Below are 21,485 nucleotides of genomic sequence, written 5' to 3' on the forward strand. Positions count from 1 at the left end.
GTGCTACTTCTGGATCAGATATTCAGGACACGCCATCACCATGAGCACGGCGGCACAGACGCGCTGGCGCTTGAGCGTGGCCGAACTGTTGGCATTGACGGTGACGCCCAGCAGCGCGGTCACGATGGTGGTCTGCGTGGTGGCCGACAGTTGCCCCGCGCACAGCAGCAGATTGAGGCGGCGCACCAGCGCAGTGGGGTCCAGCACCAGTGTGAGCTCGGTGGTGTAGGCGGCCTTGATGTCGCCCGAATTCAGGCCGCCGTCGATCACGCCCATCATGTAGTTGAGGTAACCACCCACGCTGCTCTCGGTCACCAGCTGGAACTCCGGCGCCACCACGCCGGCACTCAGCGCCGTGCCGGGCGGCACATAGCCGGGGCGGAAGAAGTTGAACACCGACCCTGAGCGCAACGGGCTCTGGCTGAGCTGGGTGCCGGCGTTGCTCAGATCCCCGATCTTCCAGGCCCCGCTGGCCGAGCCCACGCCAAAGGTACGCGCCCATTGCACCATGCGCACCATGGGCTCGCGCAGTTTGCCGTACTCGGGCGCCGTGAGGCCGGTCGCATTGCGCGCCTCGTCGTCGAGCAGGATGGCCGCGAACACATAGGCCAAGTCCCCGCGCACGCCCTGCCCGTTGTTGGCAAACACTGCAGCTACCCGGCCTACGTAAGCCGGGCTGGGGTTGCTGGTCACCAGGCGCTGGATCATCTGCTTGCAAAAGAAGGGGGCGGTGTTCTGGTGGTTGAACAAGCGGTCGAGCGCCGTCTTGAGCGCGGCGACGGCCGGTGTATTGGCAGGGATCGTGGTGCCCAGAAAGGTGGCTGCCAGGGTGGAGTGGTTGCTGGCGGTGAGGGCCATGGGCAGGCGCGCAAAGGCGGTATTGCCCACCGTCGTGCCGTTGGCAGTCACGTTTACGTTCTGGCTCATGTCCACGTCATAGCCGGTGAACACGCGCGCCAGATTGCTCACGTCGCTGGTGGTGTAGGTCTCCTGCGGCTTGCTATTGCCGTCCAGCTGCTGCGTGCCATCGGCATTGAGCAGGTACAGGCCCACGCTGAAGAGCTGCATCACCTCGCGGGCGTAGTTCTCGTCGGGCTGGCGACCGGAGGCGTTCTCTTTCTTGTTGCCCTTGGTGTTGAGGTAGTAGCCCATGGCCACATGCAGGGTCACGGCTTCCAGCAGGGTGCGGAAGTTGCCAAAGGCGTGGGCACACAGCGTGTCCCAGTAGTGCGCCATGGCGTGGCTGCGCCAGCGGAAGTCCAGCCCCGCAAGCGACACCACAAAGAACTCCGACAGCGCCAGCCCCATGCGCTTGCGCATGGGATCGCTGCTGGCCATGAGCTGGTTCCAGACCATGTAGTCGGCCGGGTAGCTCTGGTCGTAATAGGCGTTGCTGTTGTAAGGATCGCCATAGCCCTGGCCATTGAGCCAGTCCCAGCCGCGCGTGCCAAAGTTCAGCGCCACCTGGCCCTCGATCCAGCGCGCGTAGCCCCCATTGCGCACCTGGGCAATGTCGGCATCGCTGGCAGAGAACTGGGCTTGCAACAGAAAGCGCGCGGCCTGCTCGGCGCTGATGCTGCTGCCGCTGAGCGCCATGGCGGCCGAGGTGGCCTGCAATGTAACGCTGCGCCCCCCCACCGGGGTTTCGGCGCTACCGCCACCAGATTCACCGCCGCCTCCCCCCCCGCAGGCCGCGAGTGCAGCCGCCGAGGCCAGCGCCACCGCCGTCAGCGCCCCGACAGACGTCGCTTGGGCAGCCGGGGGCGGGGGCAGTGTGGAAAGGTCGGTGTCGTCGGTGACGCCGCGCATGGCAGCCTCATCAGGGAATCGCAGGATGCGCGCAGCGTAGCGCCCACCCTTACTCCCTGCCCAGCGTTCTTACAAAGAATTACCGGCTCTAGAGACGGCCGGTGAGCCCGGGCTAACGGGTGGCGGCTTGCAGCGTGTCGCGCGTGCGTTGGGCTTCCCGGCGCGCGGCGGCGGCAAAGTCAGCACCGGCCGATGCGTAGAGGATGGCGCGGGAGGAATTCACGATGATGGGGCCCGTGGTCTCGCCCGCTGCGGCACGCCAGCCCGCCTTGACGGTGGCCACGGCATCGCCGCCCTGCGCGCCCACACCGGGGATCAGCAAGGGCAGCGTGGGCGCCAGGGCGCGCACGCGCTCGATCTCGGCGGGGTAGGTCGCGCCCACCACCAGGCCCAACTGGCCGTTCAGGTTCCAGGGACCCTGGGCCAGGCTGGCAATGTGCTCGTACAGGCGCGGCTGGCCGGGCAGGTCAGCCAATTGGCGCGGCTGGAAGTCGTCGCCACCGGGGTTGGAGGTGCGGCACAGCAGGAAGGCGCCCTTGCCGTGGTACTTGAGGTAGGGCTGGACCGAGTCAAAGCCCATGAAGGGCGAGAGCGTCACCGCATCGGCGCCGTAGCGCTCAAAGGCTTCCTTGGCGTACTGCTCGGCCGTGCTGCCGATGTCACCGCGCTTGGCGTCCAGGATGATGGGTACCTGGGGCGCCGTGCGGCGCATGTGCTCCATGAGCTTTTCGAGCTGGTCCTCGGCGCGGTGCGCGGCAAAGTAGGCAATCTGCGGCTTGAAAGAGTTCACTAGGTCGGCCGTGGCGTCCACGATGGCGGCGCAGAAGTCGTAAATCTTGCTGGCGTCGCCCTTGAGATGCGCCGGAAACTTGGTCGGCTCGGGGTCCAGGCCCACGCACAACAAGGAGCCGTTTTGGCGCTCGGCGGTGCGCAACTGGTCAAGAAAGGTCATGGGGCGCTATTTTACGGAGGCCATTTCCCGCCGGGCCGCCCCAAGGGAAATGCGCCCCCTCGGGGGCAGCGACCCGCGCAGCGGCGGAGCGTGGGGGCCCTACAACCCATCCCTAACGTCCATCGCCAGGCACAAGTCGGCCCAGGCCTTGGCCTTGTCAGCGCTGTTGCGCAGCAGCAGCTTGGGGTGGTAGCTCACGATGACGGGGATGCCCCGGTACTGGTAGACCGTGCCGCGCAGCTTGCCCAGCGGCTGGGTGGCGAGCGCACCGTGTTCGGCCAACATGGTCTGGATGGCGAAGCGGCCCATGGCCAAGATGACCTTGGGCTGCACCAGCGCAATCTCGCGCTGCAGGTACTGGGCGCATTGCGCCAGATCGGCCGCTTGCGGGATCTGCCCATGGGGCGGGCGGCATTTCACCACCTGCGTGGCGTGCGCACCTTCCGCGCCCGTGCCGCTGCGGCTCGCACCCATGGCCTTGAGCATGTTGTCCAGCAGCTGGCCCGGGGCGTCCACAAAGGCCTGGCCTGCGCGGTCTTCGTCTTCTTCGGGTGGGTCGCCCACCACCAGCCAGTCGCGCTGGCCCGGTGCGGCCTGCAGGGTGCTGTTCTTGCGACCCGCACACAGGCCGCAGGCGTCGCAGCTGGCAGCCGTGCTGACCAAGGCCTCCCAATCCATGGCCTCCAGGCCCAGCGGCATGCCACTGGCAGCAGCCGGCGCGCGTGCCAGGGGCACGGCGCGCACCGGTTCGGGCGCGGGTACGGGGACCGTCACGGCAACAGGAGGCGGCGCCATCGGTGCGGCAACGGGTGCAGCCACAGCGGCCGGACGGCTTGCGGGCAGCGGCGGCTCGGTTTCGAAGGCCGTGCCCGGCAGCCAGACGCGTACCCCCATCTCCAGCAGCATGGCGCGTTGGCGGTCATCAAGGGTCAGGGCCATGGCAGCAGTCTCTTCAGATTCTCAAAGCGGCAGGCTCATGACCACCGCGTCTTCGCGCTGGCCGTTGCCTGCCGGGTAGTAGGCCTTGCGCTGGCCCACGCGGCGGTAGCCATGCTTCTCGTAAATGCGCAGGGCGCGCAGATTGCTCACTCGCACCTCCAGCCATAGCCATTGCACGCCCTGGCCGCGCGCCCAGATTGCCAATGCGTCCAGCATCACCCGCGCCCAGCCCTGGCGCTGAAACTCGGGCGCCACAGTGATGTTGAGCAGGTGCACCTCGTCCACCCCCTTCATGGCCACAAAGTAGCCCAGCACATAGCCATCGGCCACCAACATCTGGGCCTCGTAACCACTCTGCAGCGCATCCACAAAGTTGGCGTGGCTCCAGGGCTGGGCGTAGGCCCGCTGCTCCACGCGCAGCACCTCGTCCAGCCGGTCGGCCAGCAGGGGCTCGAAACGGGCTTCGGACGCCTGCGAGAAGGAGGCCAGATCGGGTGGCGTACTCATGCCGGAACTCATGGGGCAGCAGCTTTCTCGGCCATGCGTTCGGCCGTGGTCTTGGCCACCTTGTCACGCACATAGCTGGGCATGGCATGGGCTGCATCCACAGCCTGGCCCGCGGCCAGCGCCGCCGGCGCCAGGCGCAGCATGGCGGCCGCTGTGGGCAGCGCAGGCACCACAGTGCCGCCCTGCAAAAAGGCAGCCGGGATGCGATCGGCGTAGACGGAAAACACATTGCCAGCCAGCAGCAGCGGCCCGCTGGCCTGGTCGGTATCGGGCAGAGCCAGCGCTTCAGGCCGCAGCAGGGTGCTGCCCTGCAGCACGCGCCACCGGCCACCCGCGTAGGCGTAGTGCGCGGCATAGACCTCTTCCATGCGCGCATCCAGCAGCGCCAGCACCTGCAGCGCATCGGCTTCGGGCGCGGCCGTGCGGCGCGCCTCTTCGGCTACGGCCAGCAGCGAATCCATGGGCAGCACCGGCACGCCAGCACCGAAGGCCAGGCCCTGCACCACCGAACAGGCAGTGCGCAGGCCGGTGAACGAGCCCGGCCCGGCGCCAAAGGCCATGGCATCCAGCGCGCCCATGGCTACCCCGGCCTGGCCCAGCAGATCCAGCACGCCGGCAATCAGGTCGGTCGACGCGCGCGCGCCGCCCGCACCGGCGTACTGCCACACCGCCTCGCCATGGCAGACGGCGATGGACAGGTGTTCGGTTCCGGAATCGATGGCCAGCAGGTTCATGAATATCTATAAAAAGTGCCTCCGGCCCCCGTGGATAGTGCGCAAGCAGCTCCTGATTCAGTAGCACTGCGAACACCCCCCGGCGGCGGGCAGGCTCCGATTATCGGCGCTGACCGGATAATCCGGCGATGCACCTGCTCCCCCCCCATGCCCTGCGCAAGCTGGCCACCCTTTTCGGCCTCTGCACCGGCCTGCTCTCCCTGGGCGCCAGCGCCCAGTCCCTGCCCCCCGAGGTAGACGCCGCGCTGGCCCGCGCCAAGGTGCCGCGCGATGCCACGGCCTTTCTGGTGCTGGACGCGCAGAACACCGGCGCACCGGCGCGCCTGAGCCACCGCGCTACCGTGCCCATGAACCCGGCCTCGGTCATGAAGCTGGTCACCACCTTTGCCGCGCTCGACCAGCTCGGTCCGGCCTACAGCTGGGCCACGCCGGTCTATACCGAGGGCACGGTGCAGAACGGCACGTTCCAGGGCAACCTCTATATCAAGGGCCAGGGCGACCCCAAGCTGGTGCTGGAGCGCCTGTGGCTGCTGCTGCGCCGCGTGCAGGGTCTGGGCATCCGCACGATCGCGGGTGACATCGTGCTGGACCGCAGCGCACTGGATGTGCCCGAGGTCGACCCCGGCAAGTTCGACGGCGAGCCGCTGCGCCCCTACAACGCCGCGCCCGACGCGCTACTGATCAACTTCAAGTCGGTGGTCATGACCTTCACACCCGACCGCGGTGCCAATGTGGCCCAGGTGCAGTACGACCCGCCGCTGGCCGGCGTGGCCATGGCGCCCACCGTGCCCATGGGCACGGGCGACTGCGGCGACTACCGCAGCACGCTCAAGGCCGACTTTGCCGACCCCACGCGCATCCGCTTCCTGGGCAACTACCCGGCCAGCTGCGGCGAGAAGGTCTGGCCCGTGGCCTATGCCGACCCCAAGAGCTACGGCCCGCGCGCCGTGCTGGGCCTGTGGGAGTCCATGGGCGGGCGCCTCACGGGCACAGCCCGCTTTGGCACGGTGCCTGCCGCGCTGGCTGCAGGCAAGCCTGCGTTTGTGAGCAACTCCGCGCCGCTGGCCGAGATCGTGCGCGACATCAACAAGTACAGCAACAACGTGATGGCCCAGCAGGTGTTCCTGACGCTGGGCCGTACTGGCAACGCCGCACCCGTGGTGACTGACGGCAGCGTCGACCCCAGCCTGGCCCAGGGCAGCTTTGCGGCCAGCCGCGCCGCCGTGCAGCGCTGGTGGCGCGAGCGCATGGGGCCCGACGATGTGCCCGTACTCGACAACGGCTCCGGCCTTTCGCGCCAGGAGCGCATCAGCGCCCAGGGCCTGGGCCGGCTGCTGCAGACCGCCTATGTCTCGCCCGCCATGCCCGAACTGATGGCCTCGCTGCCCATCTTTGGCGTGGACGGCACGCTGCGCCGTGCCAAGGGCAATGCCAGCGCCCACCTCAAGACCGGCAGCCTCAGCAATGTAGTGGCGCGCGCTGGCTATGTACTGGCCGCCAACGGCAAACGCTATGTGCTGGTGGCGCTGATCAACCACCCCAACGCCGACGCGGCGCGCCCGGCCATCGACGCGCTGGTCAACGCCGTCGCCAACGAGCAGTAAGCCCCCGCCCATGACGCGCCCGGCTCCTTCCAATTTGCGTGAACTGCGCGCCGGGCTGGAGACGGCGCTGCAAGGGCTGTCGACCACCATCAGCCCGCTGCTCATCCTGGCCGGCCTGCTGGGCGCGGCGGCGCTGCCGGCGGCCTACTGGGCCGCGCTGGTCGCGGCCAGCGTGGTGCCGCTGGTGCGCCTGCTGCTGGGCGGCCACGCGGCCCTGCTGCCCGCGCCGCGCGCGGCCTCGCTCACCACCTATGCCACGCTGGTGCTGCAGCTCAGCCTGCTCACGCCTGGCGGGGTGGCCACCGGACTGGCCCTGGGCACCCTGCTCTACCTCGCCGCCAGCGCGCTGGTACTGCTGGCTGGCGTGCTGCGCCTGGGTCTGGTATTCCGCATGGTGCCCTCGCCCGTGGCGGCCGGCATCGGCAATGGCACGGCCCTGCTGCTGGCCTGGCTGGCGCTGCAGCAGCTGTATCACGCACGCGGCCTGGCCTGGGTCAGTGCCGCCGCCATGCTGGGTGCCTACGCACTCTGGCAATGGGGCCAGACGCGCCTGGCCTGGCTGCGCGCGCTGCCGGCCGTGCTGGTGGCCGCGCTGCTGGGCTTGGCCTGCGCGGTCTGGCTGGAACCTGCCGCCGCACCCAGCGCGCTGGCGCTGGACGCGGGCCGTTCACTCCAATGGTGGGCCCAGCTGGACCTGGGCTCGCTGGAGCCGGCGCGCCTGCTGCGCGTGGCGGTGCCGGGCTCGCTCACGCTGGCGCTCATCATGATTCTGGAGACCTTCACCGCCGCCGCGCTCATGGAGCACCGCCACCAGGTACGCGCCGACGGCAACCGCGAGCTCATCGCGCTGGGCACGGCCAATCTGGCGGGCGCGCTTTTGGGCGGCGTGCCCTGCAGCACCAGCCCGCTGTTCAGCCTGAGCAACCGCGGTGCGGGCGGACAAGGCCGACGCGCCGCGCTGGCCTGCTACACCCTGCTCACGCTGGCGCTGTGGCTGGCCGCGCCCTGGCTGGTGGCCCTGCCCGTGGGCCTGGCCGCCGGCCTGTTGCTGCTGCAATGCGGCCCGCTCATCGACCCGGTATTCCGCAGCCAGCTCGCCACGCTCTGGCAGGGCCGCGCCGCGCGCCGCGCCCAGCTCTCTGACCTGGGCTTCCAGATCACCGCACTGATCTCCCTGATCGGCTTCTGGGGCGACCTGATTTGGGCCTGCCTGGTCGGCATCGGCCTGTCCAGCCTGGCCGTGCTCAAGCGCGTCTCGCGCGAGCTCACCGCCCAGTGGGCCTATCTGGACACCCAGCATTCGCGCCGCATCCGCACGCCCGAGACGCTGGCGCGGCTGCGCGCACAGGCCCATGCAGTGGGCGTGCTGCAGCTCACCGGCCACCTCTTCTTTGGCAACACCGCGCGCCTGCAGCAACTCGCCACCGAGCTCGACGCACGCACCGGCGCGGTGGTGCTGGATATCAGCCAGGTCCATGCGGTGGACCCCAGTGGTGTGGCCGCTGTGCGTGGCCTGGTACAGGCGCTGCTGGCACAGCACCGCGCGGTGCACCTCTGCGGGCTACAGCGCAGCGCAGCCAAGACCTTGCGCAGCGGCCTGGAGGCTCTGCCCGGCGTGGCCTACCACCCCGACCTGGACCGTGGCCTGGAAGCCTGCGAAGACCAGCTGCTGGCGCGCGCCGGCATCGCCGCCACCAGCGCCCACTGCGCGGCAGAGGCCAACCAGCTGCTGCTGGGCCTGAGCGAGCCCGAGCGCGCCGCCGTGCTCGCGCTGGGCCAGCCCTGCAAGGTGGCCAGCGGTGCGCTGCTGTTTGCGCGCGGCACACCGGCCAATGGCATCTGGCTCATCGTGCAGGGTCAGGTCAGCATCCTGGCCGACACCCAGCACGACGCGGCGCGCCTGGCCACGCTAGGGCCGGGCCAGTTTGTCGGCGAGATGGGGCTGATCGACGGCCAACCGCGCTCGGCCAGCGCGCGCGCCGACACCGCCGTGGCCGCATGGCAGCTCGACGCCGCCGCGATTGCTACACTGGTGCAGCAGCATCCCGCTGCGGCCCTGCGCATCACGCGCAACATTGCCAGGGAACTCTCCTTGCGGCTGCGCAGCCTCACACCATGAACGCACCACGGCAGATCCCCCAGGACGACGCGCAACGCGCCGCGCTGCACAACGAAGTGCTGCGCCGCCCGCCGCCGCGCATGGGCCTGCCGGTGCATGCGCTGTGCGTGGTGGTCGCCAATGCCGATGTGGACCTTGCCACCGAATGTGCCCACCTCGCCAAGTTGCCGGGCCAGCGTGACCTCGATGTCACCCAACTGAGCAGCGGTCATTTGCGCGTGCAAGTCGGTGCCTGCACGCTGCGCTGGGAGCGCCACACCGATTTCACACGCTACACCCTGACGCGTGCCCTGCCCCCGGCCACGCTCATCAATGACGTGCCGCAGCAGTACGTCAGCCAGCTCTTCCCTGAAGACGGTTGGCTGGAGCAGGTGCCCGGCCAGACGCTGGCCGCCACCCACCTCGTCATGCTCTGGGGTGAGCCGCCGCACGCTGTCACGCGGGCCACCGCCTACGGCCACTGGTTTGCCGAGGGCGCGGCCGTTGCCTCCCTCATGGGCACGCCGCCGCACTCCTGCGTCGTCACCGACCTCGCGCTGCAGCCCGACGGCTTTGCGCGCATGCTGGTTGTTGCCGCCCAGGGCATGGGCGAGCCGCGCGCCGGCCGCATCGCCCAGCGCCTGCTGGAAATAGAGACCTACCGCATCATGGCCCTGCGCGGCCTGCCCGCCGCCCAGACCCTGATGGCCCCGCTGCGCGACATGGAACAGGCCCTGGTAGCGCTGAGCGCCAACACCGAGGCGCCGCCCGATGCCCTGCTGGCCCAGTTGCTGCCGCTGGCTGCGCGTGTGGAAGCCAGTCTGGCCGCACACCGCCCGTTGTTTGATGCGAGCCGCGCCTATGCCGCCATCACCGCCCAGCGCCTCAGCGAGCTGCGCGAGAAACAGGCCACCGACACCCGCACCTTGAGCGAGCAGATCGAGCGCCGCCTGGCCCCCGCTTTGACCACCATGGCTGCTACCGAGCGCCGCCTCGAAGATCTCAGTGCGCGCATCGCACGCACCGCCAGCCTGCTACACGCCCGGCTCACCGCCACCATGGAACAGCAGAACCGCCACACCATCGCTACGTTGGAACAGACGCGCGATCGGGTGCGCCGCCTGCAACTGACCGTTGCAGGACTCACCATCGCCGCTGGCACCTTCTGTATCAGCGGCCTAGTCTGGCAACTGGCGCGCATGGTGCAGCAGGCCGGCGTGGACATGGAGCCACTTTTCTGGGCTATGGGGGCAGTGCCTTTTGTTTTTGGCGCGGTGTGGTGGGGCGTGGCAAAACTGAATCGGGCTTTGCCGCCCAACTAGCCCTCCGCCTTATGCCGCCGGTGCCGGCGGCACGCTTTTGGCCAGCGCATCCAGCCATTGCTGGGCGGCCGCTGCATCGCTGAACTCGGGAATCGTGACGCCTTCGGGCAGGGTCAAGCCCTGAGGCAGCGTCACGCCTTCCGGGAGCTTCAGGGCCGAGAGGTCCGGTATGGTCGGTGGTGCAAGACCCGAAAGGTCAGGGACCTTGAGCTCGGGCACCTGCAATTGCGCGGCCAGATCGGGGACTTGGAGCTGGCTGGCGAGGTCGGGTACCTGAGGGAGCTCGGTGGGCAAGCCCAAAGATTCGGCCGTGGGCATAGCCGGGACCTCGATGGCGGGTACTTCCAGCGCAGGGACGTCGGGGACTGAGGGCAGGCCCAGGCTGGCGGCATCGGGCGCGGCGGGGATACCGCCTGCGGCCGGAGCTGCAGGTGCCGCCGGTGTAGTGCCTGCAGCGGCAGGTTTGGCAGCAGCGGCGGGACTTGCTGCAGGCGCGGCGGCTGGAGAGGCAGCGGGTGCGGCCTCGGCCGGCGCAGCGGCAGGGGCTGCAGCGCCTGCGGGAGCCGCAGCACCAGGGGCAGCCGGGGCGCCGGCGGCCGGGGCCGCAGCGGCTCCCGGGGCAGCCGCACCACCCGCATGGGCCTGCGCCGCACCCGGTGCCGTGCCTGCGGGCGAAGCGGCGGCGGCACCCCCGGGTGCAGGGGTCGCACCCGCAGCAGGCGCAACGCCGCCAGCAGCCGGTGCGGCGGCATCAGGAGCACCGGCACCAGCCCCAGCGGACGACGCAGCAGCCGGACTCGCGCCTGCGGCGGCGGCCCCAGGGGCTGGGGCAGCGGTAGCCGCCGCCTCTGCGGCCTTGGCCGCCTGCGATTGGCCGCCCTGGGCAACGACCGCAGCGTCCATGGTGGCCTCGGCCTTCACCGCGTCAGTGCGTGCGGTCTGGGCTTCCTGTTTCGCGGCTTCAACTTTCTTCTTGGCATCGTCGATGAGGGCCTGGCCCTGGTCGCGCAGTTTCTCGACCTCGGCCTGGGCAGCCTGGGTTTTCTCGGCCATCTGTTCGCCGGCTTTCTGGGCTTCGGCCTTGAGCGCATCCACCGGTGCGGCCATGCTGGCCAGGCTGTCTACCACGCTGCTCTTGGTGGCTTCGGCGGCCTGGCCCACTGGTTCGAACGCGGCCATGGCGTCGTCCTTCATGGTCTTGACGAGCTCCAGCGCCTGCTGCATCTGCGCCGTCGGGCCAGCGCTGGCCTGATCGCTCTCCTGCGCGGTACTGGCGGCCTGGTCCTTTGCTTTCTGCAGTTCGTCCTGCAGCGGCTGGCCGCTGTCTTTGAGGCTCTGGGCTTCGCTGTTGACGGCGTCGGAGGCCTTGCCGGCTTCGCTGCCTGCGCTTTTCATGCCGTCGCGCGCGCCGGCCACGGCCTGGCTGGCGCCCTGCAGTTTCTGCCCCACGCCATCGAGCGCGGCACTGGCCTGGGCCTTGACGCCGTCGATGCGCGCCTGCACGCCGTCGAGCTGGCCCTTGGCGGCGTCCACGGCGGCCTGGCCCTGCGCGGCCAGGCGTTCTACAGTGCCCTGAGCCTGGGTGAATTGGGTCTCGAACTGGGCCGAGACGCGCACCGCCTCGCCGCTGAGGCTGGCAGCGCGGTCCACGCCGGCGCGCGCCTGCCGCAACAGATTGCGTGCTTGGGAAAAGACGCCGTCCATGAGTTGCAGGCCCTTGTCGAGCTGCAGGTGGAATTGCTTGCGGAGGTCTTCGGCCATGGCCATGAGGCGCGCAGGTGGCTCGTGCACCTTGACCTTGAGCAGATCGATCTGCTGGTGCACCACGCGCATCTGCTGGCGCACCAGGTCCATGGGCGGCTGCATCTGCGCCTGCACCTTGGCAATGGCGTCGAGCAGCTGGGTGCGCATGGCCTCGATCTGCTGATGCACCGGGATGACGACGGTTTCCTTGATCTCCACTACCTTGTCCTGCACCAGCTGGATTTTTTCCAGCGGCTGGGCCGCGGCCAGAAAGTCGTCGCGCGCCTGGCGCACCTGGGCCAGCAGCGGGTCGGGCTGTTGCTTGACCATCTCGATGGCGGCATGCATCTGCTCGGAAACAGTGTCCATCTGCGTACTGGCGGTCTGCAACCCGACCTTGACCTGGTCGAGCACCATGATGACCTGGGCGATGCTCTGCCGCACCAGCTCCACCACCTGGGCCAGCAGGGGGCGTAATCCTTCGACCTGGGTGATGGCCTGGTCCATCAGGCCAATGGAGGTGTCGCCAGCGGTCTTGACGGTGCTGCGTGCGGTGGCGATGGTGGTCTTGATACCGGGCACCATGCCCTTGATGCCCATGAAGAGCGCGCGCGCCGCGGCCATGGCCATGGAGCGTGTGACGTACTTGGTGCAGACGGCGATGGCCTTGTCGCAGAGCGCGTCGGCCTGCTCGATCTCGCGCGCGGCCTGGGCCAGGCTGCCATCGGCCACCACCATGAACTGCCGGATCTGGTCCTGCACCTGGGCGATCACGTCCTTGGAGAGGTCGATCTGCTGCTCGACGATGTTGAACTCGTCAGGCAGGCGATTCAGGCGCTCTTCGAGCAGGTCGATCTCGTGCACCACATCCTGCAGCGCGTCCTGCAGGCCACGGATGGCGGTGTCCACGCCGGCGACGATGTCGTCCAGGCCCTGCTTGAGTTTCTCGACGATGCGCTCCAGCCGCTGGATGGCCGCCTCGACGGCGCGCAGGATGTCTTCCACCGTCTCGGCCACCACGCGGATCTGGTCGACCACGGTGTCGATGGCGGACTCGGCCTCGCGCACCGGGTGCAGCACGCCCTCGATAAGGCTGTGCACCGTGGTCTTGAGCGTCTCGCCCATGCCCTTGAGTTCCTGCAGCTCGGCGTCCAGCCCGTCCACGGCCGCGTCCACGCGCGCCACGATGGGGTCCATGGTGCCGCTGAGCTCGGTGATCAGGGCATCCACCTTCTCGTGCACATCCACCACCATGTCGGCCACCATCTGCTCGGTGGCCTCGGCCTCGCCGCGGATGGCGGTGGCGGTGTCGGCCAGCTCGGCATCGGTGCGGTCCATCTCGCCCTGCACGCTGCCCACAATCTTCTGCATGTCCAGCGCCAGCTGGGCCTGGGCCGCCACGATGTCGGCCGGGCGCGCGGTCTTGATCTGCTGGGCGCGCTGCTGCAGCGGCGCGAGCTGCTCGGCAAAGGCCTGGAGGCGCGGGCCCAAGCCGCGCGCCTTGTCCATCAGGCCCTGGCCTTGCGAAACCACCGATTCCACGCGCGGCGGCACCGCCGTCACATCGGGTTTGAGGTCAATGAGGCGCTGCGGCAGGCCCTGCGCCATGGTGGCGATGTCCTGCACATCGGTGGTCACGCCGGCCAGGTTCTCACCCACAGCGAGCAGGCGTTCTCCAATGCCCTTGAGCTGCTCGGTCACGCCCTGTGCGGTGTTGGGCAACTCCATCAGCGCGCCCATCAGCGGGCCGGCCAGCGCCTGCGGGTTCAGCGTGTCCTGCAGGCCCTGCAAGGCCTGGGCAATGCCGGTGACTTTTTCGACGACGAGGTTGACGGTCTGGGTCGCTTCATCGATGCCGCCCACCACCTCCTCTTCCACCAGACTCTTGGCCTGCAGCACGGCCTCCACCACCTGATTGGCGCCCTGGGTGATGGCGTCGGTGGCCTTGGTGACGAGCTGCATGGCGGGGAAGGCGTCAGGGCATCAGGTCAGAGGGAGTCCAGTGTCTTCTTGACTTCTTCGCCCGCCGTCGTCATCGCCTCTTCGATCTTGGGGATCTGCAGCGGTGCGGGCTCCAGCGAGACCGAGGCGTCGTCGATGCCACCCATGGTGACGTCGATCTGCTCCAGCGTCTGGTCGATCTCGGGCAGCACCTTGGCGTTTTCCAGCTGCACCTCTTCGAGCAGAGGCAGCAGCGGTGGCACCGGCGGCTTGTCGGGCAGGGTGTTGAGGTTGACCGGGGCCGGCGCATCCGCAGCCGCCGCTGCCGCAGCGGCCTCACCGGGCGGCTCAGGCCAGCCCTGCAGCATATGGCTGGGCGCACCGAGCAAGCCACCCGTGCCCGTGCCTTGGCCCGCACCCTGCGCGGCCAGGAACTCGCGCATGCGCTGGATGACTTCCGCGTCGGAGAGCATTACCTAGGCTCTTTGATGCCCAGGAGCGAGAAGTAGCGCGCGATGTCGCCCTCTTCGCGCACGATTTCCTGCATCAGGTCGGCCAGCGACATGCGACCCCAGGAGACCGCGCGCTTGACGAGGTAGGGCGTGGGGCTGTGCGGCTCGGTGCGCTGCAGGTAGTCGGCCACGGCCTCAAGCATGCGATAGGCGTCTTCACGGTTGTTGATGGGGCCCATGGCGTAGTCACTTTCTGAAGAGGGCATCACAGCCACCGGCGCCGGCACGGCGGGCACTGCAGCGGGGACAGCAGGGGCGGTGGCCGCCACGGGGGCAGGCACCGGCTCCGCTGGGGCGAGGGGCGCCGCCACCGCGGGCGGCTTATGCTGGGGCTCGCGCCCGGCAATCAGGGTCTCGCACATGCGCAGCATGCGCGCCAGCACGTCCTGCACCTTGGCCACGCTGGGCGCCTGCATGCCCATGCGCGTGTTCAGGGCCCGGGTAAAGCCGTCCCAAGCGGCCAGGCTGGCCTGCAGGTAGTGGCGGTTGTCGAACAGCACCTGCAGCTGCGCGCCGCCCGCACCCGAGACGATTTCGCTGCGCGTGGGGATGGGGCTGTCGGCCAGCACGGCGTTCTTGGCCGGTGCCGCCTTCTTCGGTTCGGGCTTGCGGTTTTCCAGCGCGAGCGCCTGCTCCCAGTCGAACACATTGACGGCGCTGGGCATGCGCTCGGGCAGGTGCATGAGGGGCACACGCAGCAAGAGCACGCGCGGCAGGTTCTCGTTCATCCAGTAGAGCGGCGCGATGCGGGCCTCGTCATCGTCTTCCTCGATCTGCGGATGGGCGGTGTCCCAGTACTGGTCGACCAGGCCTTGCAGCAGCTGCACCGCCGCGTAGAAGCCGCGCAGCTGGTGCTGCTGGGTCCAGGCCTCGCAGAGCCAGGCTGCGACCTGAAAGTCCTTGGATCGGCTGCGCAGCAAGGTGGTGGCGTTATCGGTGACCATGCGCCAGTCGGCCTTCTTGAGCGGGCGTTCCCACTCGCGCATGGGCAGGCGTGGGTCTTCCTCCTCGCGCGCTGCGCGTATCGCCAGGTACTGCGGGTCGTAGCGCATGGAAGGCCCGGCCGGCAGCTCCCCCGCCACCGGCGTCAAGAGCGCGGCGATGTCGGGCGAGAAGGTATCGGAATCATCCATGCGGCAGGTGGCTCAGGGGCCGGTGAATTCAGGGGCCCGGATCGGGAAGGCGACGGGCCAGGCCATCGGCGTGCGCTTGCCCACGGGGTACAGCGTCAGGCGCAGATAGACCTTGGCCCGCGTATCGGGCTGGGCACCCTTGCCGGCCTCGGTACCGGTGCCTATGGGGAATTCCATGCGCAGCAGTTGCGTGCGCAGATCACCGCGTCCGCTCGGATCGGCCTCGCGCTGGCGCTGCACCATGCGGATCAGCGACCAGGTGTCGGTGTAGCGGTAGCTCACGGTCTTGCCGTCCACGCTCATGGCACTTTGCTGTGGATCGGCCAACGCGTTGCCAGGAATGTCCTTCGCCAGGCGCAACGTCAGCGTCAGCGGCATGCCGGGCTCCCAGCGCAGCAAGCGCGGCGTGTCGCGCAGCTTGATGGTTTGCGGGCCCACGTCCAGCGACCAGTCGATCACCTTGTTGCCCTCCATCTCGCCGGCCTGGTTGGCGCGGAACTCCACCGCCACGTCATAGCCAGCCACCATGCCGTCGTCAACCGGGTAGAGCGGCGCCATGAAGGTGCGCACGCGCTCGATCTGGTCGGAGAAACGGCGTGCGGCCACCGAGGGCGTGCTGTTGCGTCCGCCGGCGACCACTGGGTCCTTGAGCAGTCGCGCCATTTTTTCGGAGCCCTTGAACAGCTGGCTGAGGTCGTCGTAGTCGGCGTCCAGAGTGTCCTTGGCGCCCGGAATGGCAAACGGTGCGCGTCCCGCCAGCTGGCTGTTGAAGAGGCCGGCCACGCTATTCCACTGCTCCATCTGCTCGCTGGAGCGCAGCTCCACGCAGCGCCGGAACAAGGCGTTGTAGACCTGGGCATGGCGCTCGGCAAAGTAGTCGGCGGGGCGGTTGCCCGGTGTCTTGCCAATCAGCTTGTCGGCGCAGTTGCTGCGGTCCATATCGGCACCCGCGGTCAGCAGGAACTGCTCGTACAGGCCCAGGCTGCTGTTGGGGTTCTTGCCGCGGTAACGCTCGAGTTCGCGGTTGATGGCCTGCCAGCGGTTGACCAACTGGCTGTCGGTGGAGACCTTGTCCAGCGAGGGCAGGTAGATCTCAGCCTGCTTGCCCAGCGCGTCAGCGCGGTTGAACTGCAGGAGCAGGTACTGCTGCAGCGCCTGCACATCGGGCACGCCGAAGGCTTGCAGGAGCGGGCCCTTGTCGCCGCTCCAGTAGCTGAAGTCGCGTCCACGGATGGCGTAGAGATCGGACTGGTTGAGGCTCTTGTCAATCTGGCGCAGGCGCACGCCGGCGTCGGCCGAGACCAGGCGGCGCAGCGTGTCGGCCGCGCTGAGCGCGCCCAACTCGTCGAGCAGGGCCTCGACCTTGACCAGGCGGCCACGCGCCGCATCAAAGGCGTTGGCGTCGCTCACATTGGCCGGGTCCACGCGCCCACTCACAGCCAGCGCGTCGATCAGCTTGTCGTTGATGAGGCGCGCAAACTGGCCATTGAGGAAGGCGACCACGCCGGGGCGGTTCGCGGCCGGGAACTTGAGCAGGCCTTCGGCCAGGAAACGCTTGTGCAGGTCGCCCAGGGCCAGCGCCTGGTCGAGTTTGGCGCTGTCCCACAGCAACACGCCCTGAGCCGGGATTTCGGGGATCTCGCGGTCGCCTGGCGGCGTCATGAAGGGCTGACCGAGCAGGCCTGTGATGGCGTCGCGCAGGCCCAGGCGCTGCAGCGAGAGGCCGAAGCGCGCGTCCTTCTCCTGCCAGGCGATGTCACCGGTCTCGGGGTGGGTGCGGGCCGAGAACTCGCTGGCGAACTTGAGGTACTCAGCCACGGCGTGCTGGCGCACCTTCTCGGCGGCCTCGGGGCCCAGCAGGCGCGTCATCTGCGCCACGCGGTCCAGCGCGGCGGCGTAGGCCTTGCCCAGGTCGAAGCTGGGCTCGTGCATCCAGGCACCCCGGCCGGTGGCCAGCATGCCCTCTTCCTCGCGGATGATAGTGAGGATGTCCTTGTAACCAGCCACCGTCTGGGCGTAGCCGGTGCTGCGGAAGTCGGTGGAGAGCAGACGGTAGGTCAGCGCCGCGAGCTGGCGCTCCATGACCAGCAGGTCGTTGTTGACGAAGACGCGCTGATCCAGCGTGCTCATGCCCTTCACGAGCGAACAGCGCACGGCCTGCTGCATGTGCATGACGCTGACGCCACCGGGGCTGCCCGAGCCGGAGTCACTGTTACGCAGCAAGCGCAGGCTTTGCGAGATGGTACTGGGCAGCTCGGCACCCATCGTGTACTTGACGAGCAGGCGCAGGTCGTTGGCGTCATTGGCGCCGCCCTTCTGCAGGCGCTGCATGGCCTCGACCGCCTGCTCCAGCCGCTCAACAGAAGAGAGGTACTGCAGCACGGCGCCAAACTCGGAGGTGTCTTCCACCGCCAGCACCGGCTTGTGCGTAGGGCTGGAGGCCGGCACCGGGTTGCGGCACTCGCCACCGATGATGAGTTCGGAGGTGCTTTCGTCTTGCGGCACACCCGTGAGTTCGGAGGCGCGTGCATAGAGTTCGCGGCGCAGCGTGCCGATGGCGATCTCACCGAACTCGCGCTCCACGCGCTCGGACACACGCGCATCGAGGTTGTCCCACATGGGCCAGGAACCCGGCATGAAGACGGAGAACATCTTTTGCGATCCCAGCTCTTCGATGACACCCAGCAGGGTCAGCGTGCGCGCCTTGTACCAGTCGGGCGCAATCGTTTCGCCATCGCGCAGCTTCTGCGTGCGGTAGCGCGCGTCAGTCTCGATCTGCTTGAGCGTGGCGCTCAGGCGGGTGCTACGGTGTTCGAGTTGCAGGGTGCCGACGATGAGCCCGGCAGTCCAGCCGCCCAGCACGATAAGAGCGGTGATCTGGCCCACGCGAGTCAGCATGGGGCGCGCAAGCTGCTGGCGCGAAGGGCGCGCCAGGCCGTATTCCAGGAAGATCTTTTTCTCGAACAGGTCGCGCAAAAAGGCCGGCTCCTGCATCAGCTGGGAGACCAAATCGGCCGTATCGGGCGGATCCAGTACCGGCTCCATGTCCGGCTCGCCCAGTTGCGGCTCGGCGAGCTGGGCCGACTGGCTGCTGTCGCCCGTGAAGTAGACGCCACGGAAGAAGAAGGGCTCGTGGTAGGCGCTGGGGCGCATGAGCTCGTCCACATAGAGCTGGAGCTGCTCGCGCAGGGACTCGATGCGGTTGGGCAGCAGGAAGAAGCTGCGCGTGTCACTCAGCGTGGTCTTGCTGGCGAACAGCTCGGCCGAGGTGTCGGAAATGGTGCGCACTACGCCGTCCACCGCCTCGCTCACCCATGCTTCCTGGTAGGTAGTGGAGAGGTCGTAGGGGGAGGACCACCCCAGCATGCCGGCGCGCATGCTTTCTGGCAGGGCGCGCGCAAATGCGGTGAAGCCTTCGAGCTTTTCGCAACCGGAGACCGCCACATAGACAGCAAAGCGCATGGCAAAGCGGTTCTGCGCCAGCCACAGGCGGCGGTGTGCGAGGCGCGCCATCTTGCCCAGTTCCAGCGCTGCATCGGCGCTGTTGTCCATGAGCATGGCAGCGGGCACGGTGATGACCACCGAGTCAAAGGGACGCTGCGGGCGGTACTTGTGGCACAGGCCGAGGAACTCGTCCCAGGGTTTTTCAGCGGCGTTTTCGTCGTCGGGCGAACCGAGGTAGGCACCCTGCATCTCGACGACCACGCCCTTGTCAAAGAAGTGCCAGGAGATGCCTTGCGACGTGGCGGCCGAGGCGGCCTCTGAGCTCAGCGCGCTGGGTACGCCGGATTGCTCGATCGGCAGTGCGCCGGGCTCCAGGCCCTCGTTGAGCACCAGCACCCAGGGGATGCCGTAGCGCTCGGAGCGCGCCGCGATATTGCCTTCGATGAGTTCGACGGCCTGGCGGAAGGAGTTGCGCAGCGAGTCAAAGCGCAGCTTGGCCAGCTTGGGGTCGCTGCCGGGCTTGGCCGAAGCGTTGCGCATGGCCACGTAGAGCACCAGGCCCAGCACAGCCAGCACCACCAGGGTCAGCAGACCCAGCGCGGCGAGGAATAGGTTGTCGCGCAGGATGTTCATTGGGCGGCCTCCTGGCTAACGCCCTGGCCGACCTGCAGCACCTCCCGCACGGGCCAGGATTGCCACAGCCATAGCATTTCGGAGACGGCCAGCAGGCCCAACACGCCGAACAGGAAGATGACCGACCAGCGGCTCAGCGTGGGCATCTTGCGCGGTGAGATGTGCGAGAGCGTGCTCGCATAGGCGCGCTCGGAGAGCACTCGGTCGCGGCCGGAGAGGTCGGCCTGTCGCTGGTAGACGAACTGGAACAGCTCGGCACGGTAGCCGGCAAAGCGCTCGGAGGCTGGCGCGCCGCGAAAGCGGCCCTGGAAGCCCAGCGCCAGCGCGAACAGATAGAGCGCCGCAATTGGGCGCAACGCCGGCTCCCGGTTGGAGAGCAGCTCGTCGATCTTTTCGAAGATGCGGTCACCGGCAAAGCTGGTGCGGAACAGCGAGGCTTCGAGCAGGTGGTCGGTCCAGCGGTCGCGGCCTATCCAGTCGGTATTGAGCAGGATTTCGTCGGCCAGCGCAGCCTTGAGGTAGCGCGCATCGGCGATGCTTTGCAGCTCGGAGCGGCTGCCCTCACGCTTGGACTCCAGGGTCTGCAGTTCGATGAGCTGCTCCAAGTCCTTGCTGACGGCGGCGGCGGCGGCATCCGGGTTGATCTCGCGCATCTCGATCGCGCGCGTCTGCGCCCGTGACACTTCGGCAAAGAAGGCACGGAACTGCGCAATCAAATGGTCGTCTTCGTGCTTGTCTCGGTTTGAACGGGCCATGCGCTACTTGCTCCTGTTTCAGCCTTTGACGAACAACACCATCTCTTGCGGGCGCTGTGCGGCGGCACTCTCGGCGGAGTTGCTGATGACCAGCGGCTCGCCCGCGAGGATCAGCGCCGCATCCAGCGTGATGGAGAACAAGGTATAGCCCGCGCTCGCGCGCACACCCAGCTCCTTGGAGGATTCGATGAACTTGCGGTCTGCGCCCAGCACGCGGCGCTCGCGCAGCGAGCCGTAGGCAGACTGCGAGCCGACCACGGCGCCGTCCATCCAGGCCACGAGCTCGCGCTCGGGCTGGCCCCGCAGGCCGATGATGAGCTGGGGGGTGACCCAATCGCCCTGCAGCGGCAGCTCGAAGGCGCCATGACGGAATTCGAACTTGATTTCGCGGTAGTCCTGGCTGACCTCATCGAGCGCGCTTTGCAGCGCGGCCAGCACCGGCGTGAGCGTAGCGAGCGGGTCGGCGTGGTCGTACTCGGGCGGCACCGGCGGCAGGCCGCCGGGACGCAGCAGGCTCAGCGGCCCGAGCAGGCTGCATAGCGCAAGAAACAGGGTGTAGGGATGCAACGCGGGCGTACGCATCACAGCCTCCAGAGGGGGCAGGCCGGTCATGAGGTTGCGCAGGCGTTCACGCTGTTCCAGGTAGGCCAGGCGGTCTTCGGTGCGCGAGGACGGCACGGCAGTCTGCTTGGCAACAAAGGCAGCCTTGCCGCGCAGCTGGGCGACGAAGTCGGCCAGGCTGTCCCACAGCGCACCCTCTTTGGGTACTTCGAGCAAGGGCGGCAGCGCCTCGCCGCGTTTGATGACTTCGTTGTCCTTGAACACCGTGGCCAGGCGCAGGCTAGTGTAGAGCGCGGAGGGCACGGCACCAGCGATAAGCGAGAGCTTGGGCAGCAGACGCGGCACATCGGCCGGCAGCGCTTCGGAGACTTCATCCTGCACCGCCTCGGTGGCGACCGAGCGGAAGCGGGAGGGCGCGCCGCCGGCGCGCATGCTGGCCGAGACCGGTAGCGCCAGGTGGATGTCAATGGCCGCATTGGCCATGGCCTCAGCATGGGGCGCGAGGTCGAGCTCCAGCGTTCCGTGCTGGGCGTCCTGGGCCGAGTAAACCACGGCCGTGCCGTCAGGCAGCACGGCTTCGAGCTGGGTCACGCGCAGGATGCCGGCGGCCAGGAGCGCGGTGTCGATCTTGAGCCCGCGCACGCCCCAGGCAAACGGGGTGGAGGCGAGTTGCTGCCAGGCGATGAGGGCATCGACACGGCCCGACTCCTGCTGGAAGTGCTGAGGCGAGAGCAGCATGCCCTCATGCCACTGGATGCGCGCGCGTGGAGGTGTCTGACTAGGCATGGTGGCTCCCGG

Annotated in this window: 14 protein-coding genes; 3 read left to right on the forward strand and 11 right to left on the reverse strand. The window is 68.4% G+C overall.

Going from position 1 to position 21,485, the window contains the following annotated elements; genetic code table 11:
• Positions 1-3: 3 nt before the first annotated feature.
• From AC1RNN_RS08870 to tsaB, 5 genes are all read right to left on the reverse strand, one after another.
• Positions 4-1,809: a DUF1800 domain-containing protein gene (locus AC1RNN_RS08870; RefSeq protein WP_493090909.1), complete on the reverse strand. Its 1,806-nt coding sequence runs from the start codon at positions 1,807-1,809 to the stop codon at positions 4-6.
• A gap of 112 nt (positions 1,810-1,921) precedes the next feature.
• Positions 1,922-2,761 carry an orotidine-5'-phosphate decarboxylase gene (gene pyrF, locus AC1RNN_RS08875; protein ID WP_493090908.1) on the reverse strand — a complete coding sequence of 280 codons (840 nt, stop codon included), beginning with the start codon at positions 2,759-2,761 and terminating at the stop codon, positions 1,922-1,924.
• Between the two features lie 99 nt (positions 2,762-2,860).
• Positions 2,861-3,700: a uracil-DNA glycosylase gene (locus tag AC1RNN_RS08880; RefSeq protein ID WP_493090906.1), complete on the reverse strand. Its 840-nt coding sequence runs from the start codon at positions 3,698-3,700 to the stop codon at positions 2,861-2,863.
• A gap of 21 nt (positions 3,701-3,721) precedes the next feature.
• Positions 3,722-4,207 carry a ribosomal protein S18-alanine N-acetyltransferase gene (gene rimI / locus AC1RNN_RS08885; RefSeq protein WP_493090905.1) on the reverse strand — a complete coding sequence of 162 codons (486 nt, stop codon included), beginning with the start codon at positions 4,205-4,207 and terminating at the stop codon, positions 3,722-3,724.
• 8 nt (positions 4,208-4,215) lie between these two features.
• Positions 4,216-4,941, reverse strand: a complete 726-nt coding sequence (gene tsaB / locus AC1RNN_RS08890; RefSeq protein WP_493090903.1) for a tRNA (adenosine(37)-N6)-threonylcarbamoyltransferase complex dimerization subunit type 1 TsaB — start codon at positions 4,939-4,941, stop codon at positions 4,216-4,218.
• A gap of 128 nt (positions 4,942-5,069) precedes the next feature.
• Between tsaB and dacB the strand changes: the two genes are divergently transcribed.
• Genes dacB through AC1RNN_RS08905 form a run of 3 tightly spaced genes read left to right on the forward strand, consistent with a single transcriptional unit; the run spans position 5,070 to position 9,965 of the window.
• Positions 5,070-6,545 (forward strand): D-alanyl-D-alanine carboxypeptidase/D-alanyl-D-alanine endopeptidase, encoded by a 1,476-nt coding sequence (gene dacB, locus AC1RNN_RS08895; RefSeq protein ID WP_493090901.1) that lies wholly within the window; start codon positions 5,070-5,072, stop codon positions 6,543-6,545.
• 10 nt (positions 6,546-6,555) lie between these two features.
• A complete protein-coding gene (locus AC1RNN_RS08900; protein ID WP_493090900.1) occupies positions 6,556-8,664 on the forward strand; it encodes a cyclic nucleotide-binding domain-containing protein in 2,109 nt (702 codons plus the stop codon).
• A complete protein-coding gene (locus AC1RNN_RS08905; RefSeq protein ID WP_493090899.1) occupies positions 8,661-9,965 on the forward strand; it encodes a DUF3422 family protein in 1,305 nt (434 codons plus the stop codon). Before AC1RNN_RS08900 ends, AC1RNN_RS08905 begins: the two co-directional genes overlap by 4 nt.
• A gap of 9 nt (positions 9,966-9,974) precedes the next feature.
• Here AC1RNN_RS08905 and AC1RNN_RS08910 read toward each other — a convergent pair whose 3' ends face one another.
• The 6 genes from AC1RNN_RS08910 to tssK are packed head-to-tail and all read right to left on the reverse strand — an operon-like array spanning position 9,975 to position 21,473.
• Positions 9,975-13,670, reverse strand: coding sequence for a coiled-coil domain-containing protein (locus AC1RNN_RS08910; RefSeq protein ID WP_493137383.1), 3,696 nt, complete (start codon positions 13,668-13,670; stop codon positions 9,975-9,977).
• A gap of 26 nt (positions 13,671-13,696) precedes the next feature.
• Entirely contained in the window at positions 13,697-14,122 is a 426-nt protein-coding gene (locus AC1RNN_RS08915; RefSeq protein WP_493088255.1) for a hypothetical protein, read from the reverse strand.
• A complete protein-coding gene (gene tssA, locus AC1RNN_RS08920; protein ID WP_493088257.1) occupies positions 14,122-15,294 on the reverse strand; it encodes a type VI secretion system protein TssA in 1,173 nt (390 codons plus the stop codon). Before tssA ends, AC1RNN_RS08915 begins: the two co-directional genes overlap by 1 nt.
• A gap of 12 nt (positions 15,295-15,306) precedes the next feature.
• On the reverse strand, positions 15,307-19,371 hold the full coding sequence (locus tag AC1RNN_RS08925) for a type VI secretion system protein (RefSeq protein ID WP_493088259.1): 4,065 nt from the start codon (positions 19,369-19,371) through the stop codon (positions 15,307-15,309).
• Positions 19,368-20,126 (reverse strand): DotU family type IV/VI secretion system protein, encoded by a 759-nt coding sequence (locus AC1RNN_RS08930; protein ID WP_493088261.1) that lies wholly within the window; start codon positions 20,124-20,126, stop codon positions 19,368-19,370. Before AC1RNN_RS08930 ends, AC1RNN_RS08925 begins: the two co-directional genes overlap by 4 nt.
• Before the next feature lie 18 nt (positions 20,127-20,144).
• Complete coding sequence (gene tssK / locus AC1RNN_RS08935; RefSeq protein ID WP_493088263.1) at positions 20,145-21,473, reverse strand: type VI secretion system baseplate subunit TssK; 1,329 nt, start codon at positions 21,471-21,473, stop codon at positions 20,145-20,147.
• Positions 21,474-21,485: the final 12 nt, after the last annotated feature.

The sequence above is a fragment of the Rhodoferax sp. GW822-FHT02D07 genome (assembly GCF_058802405.1).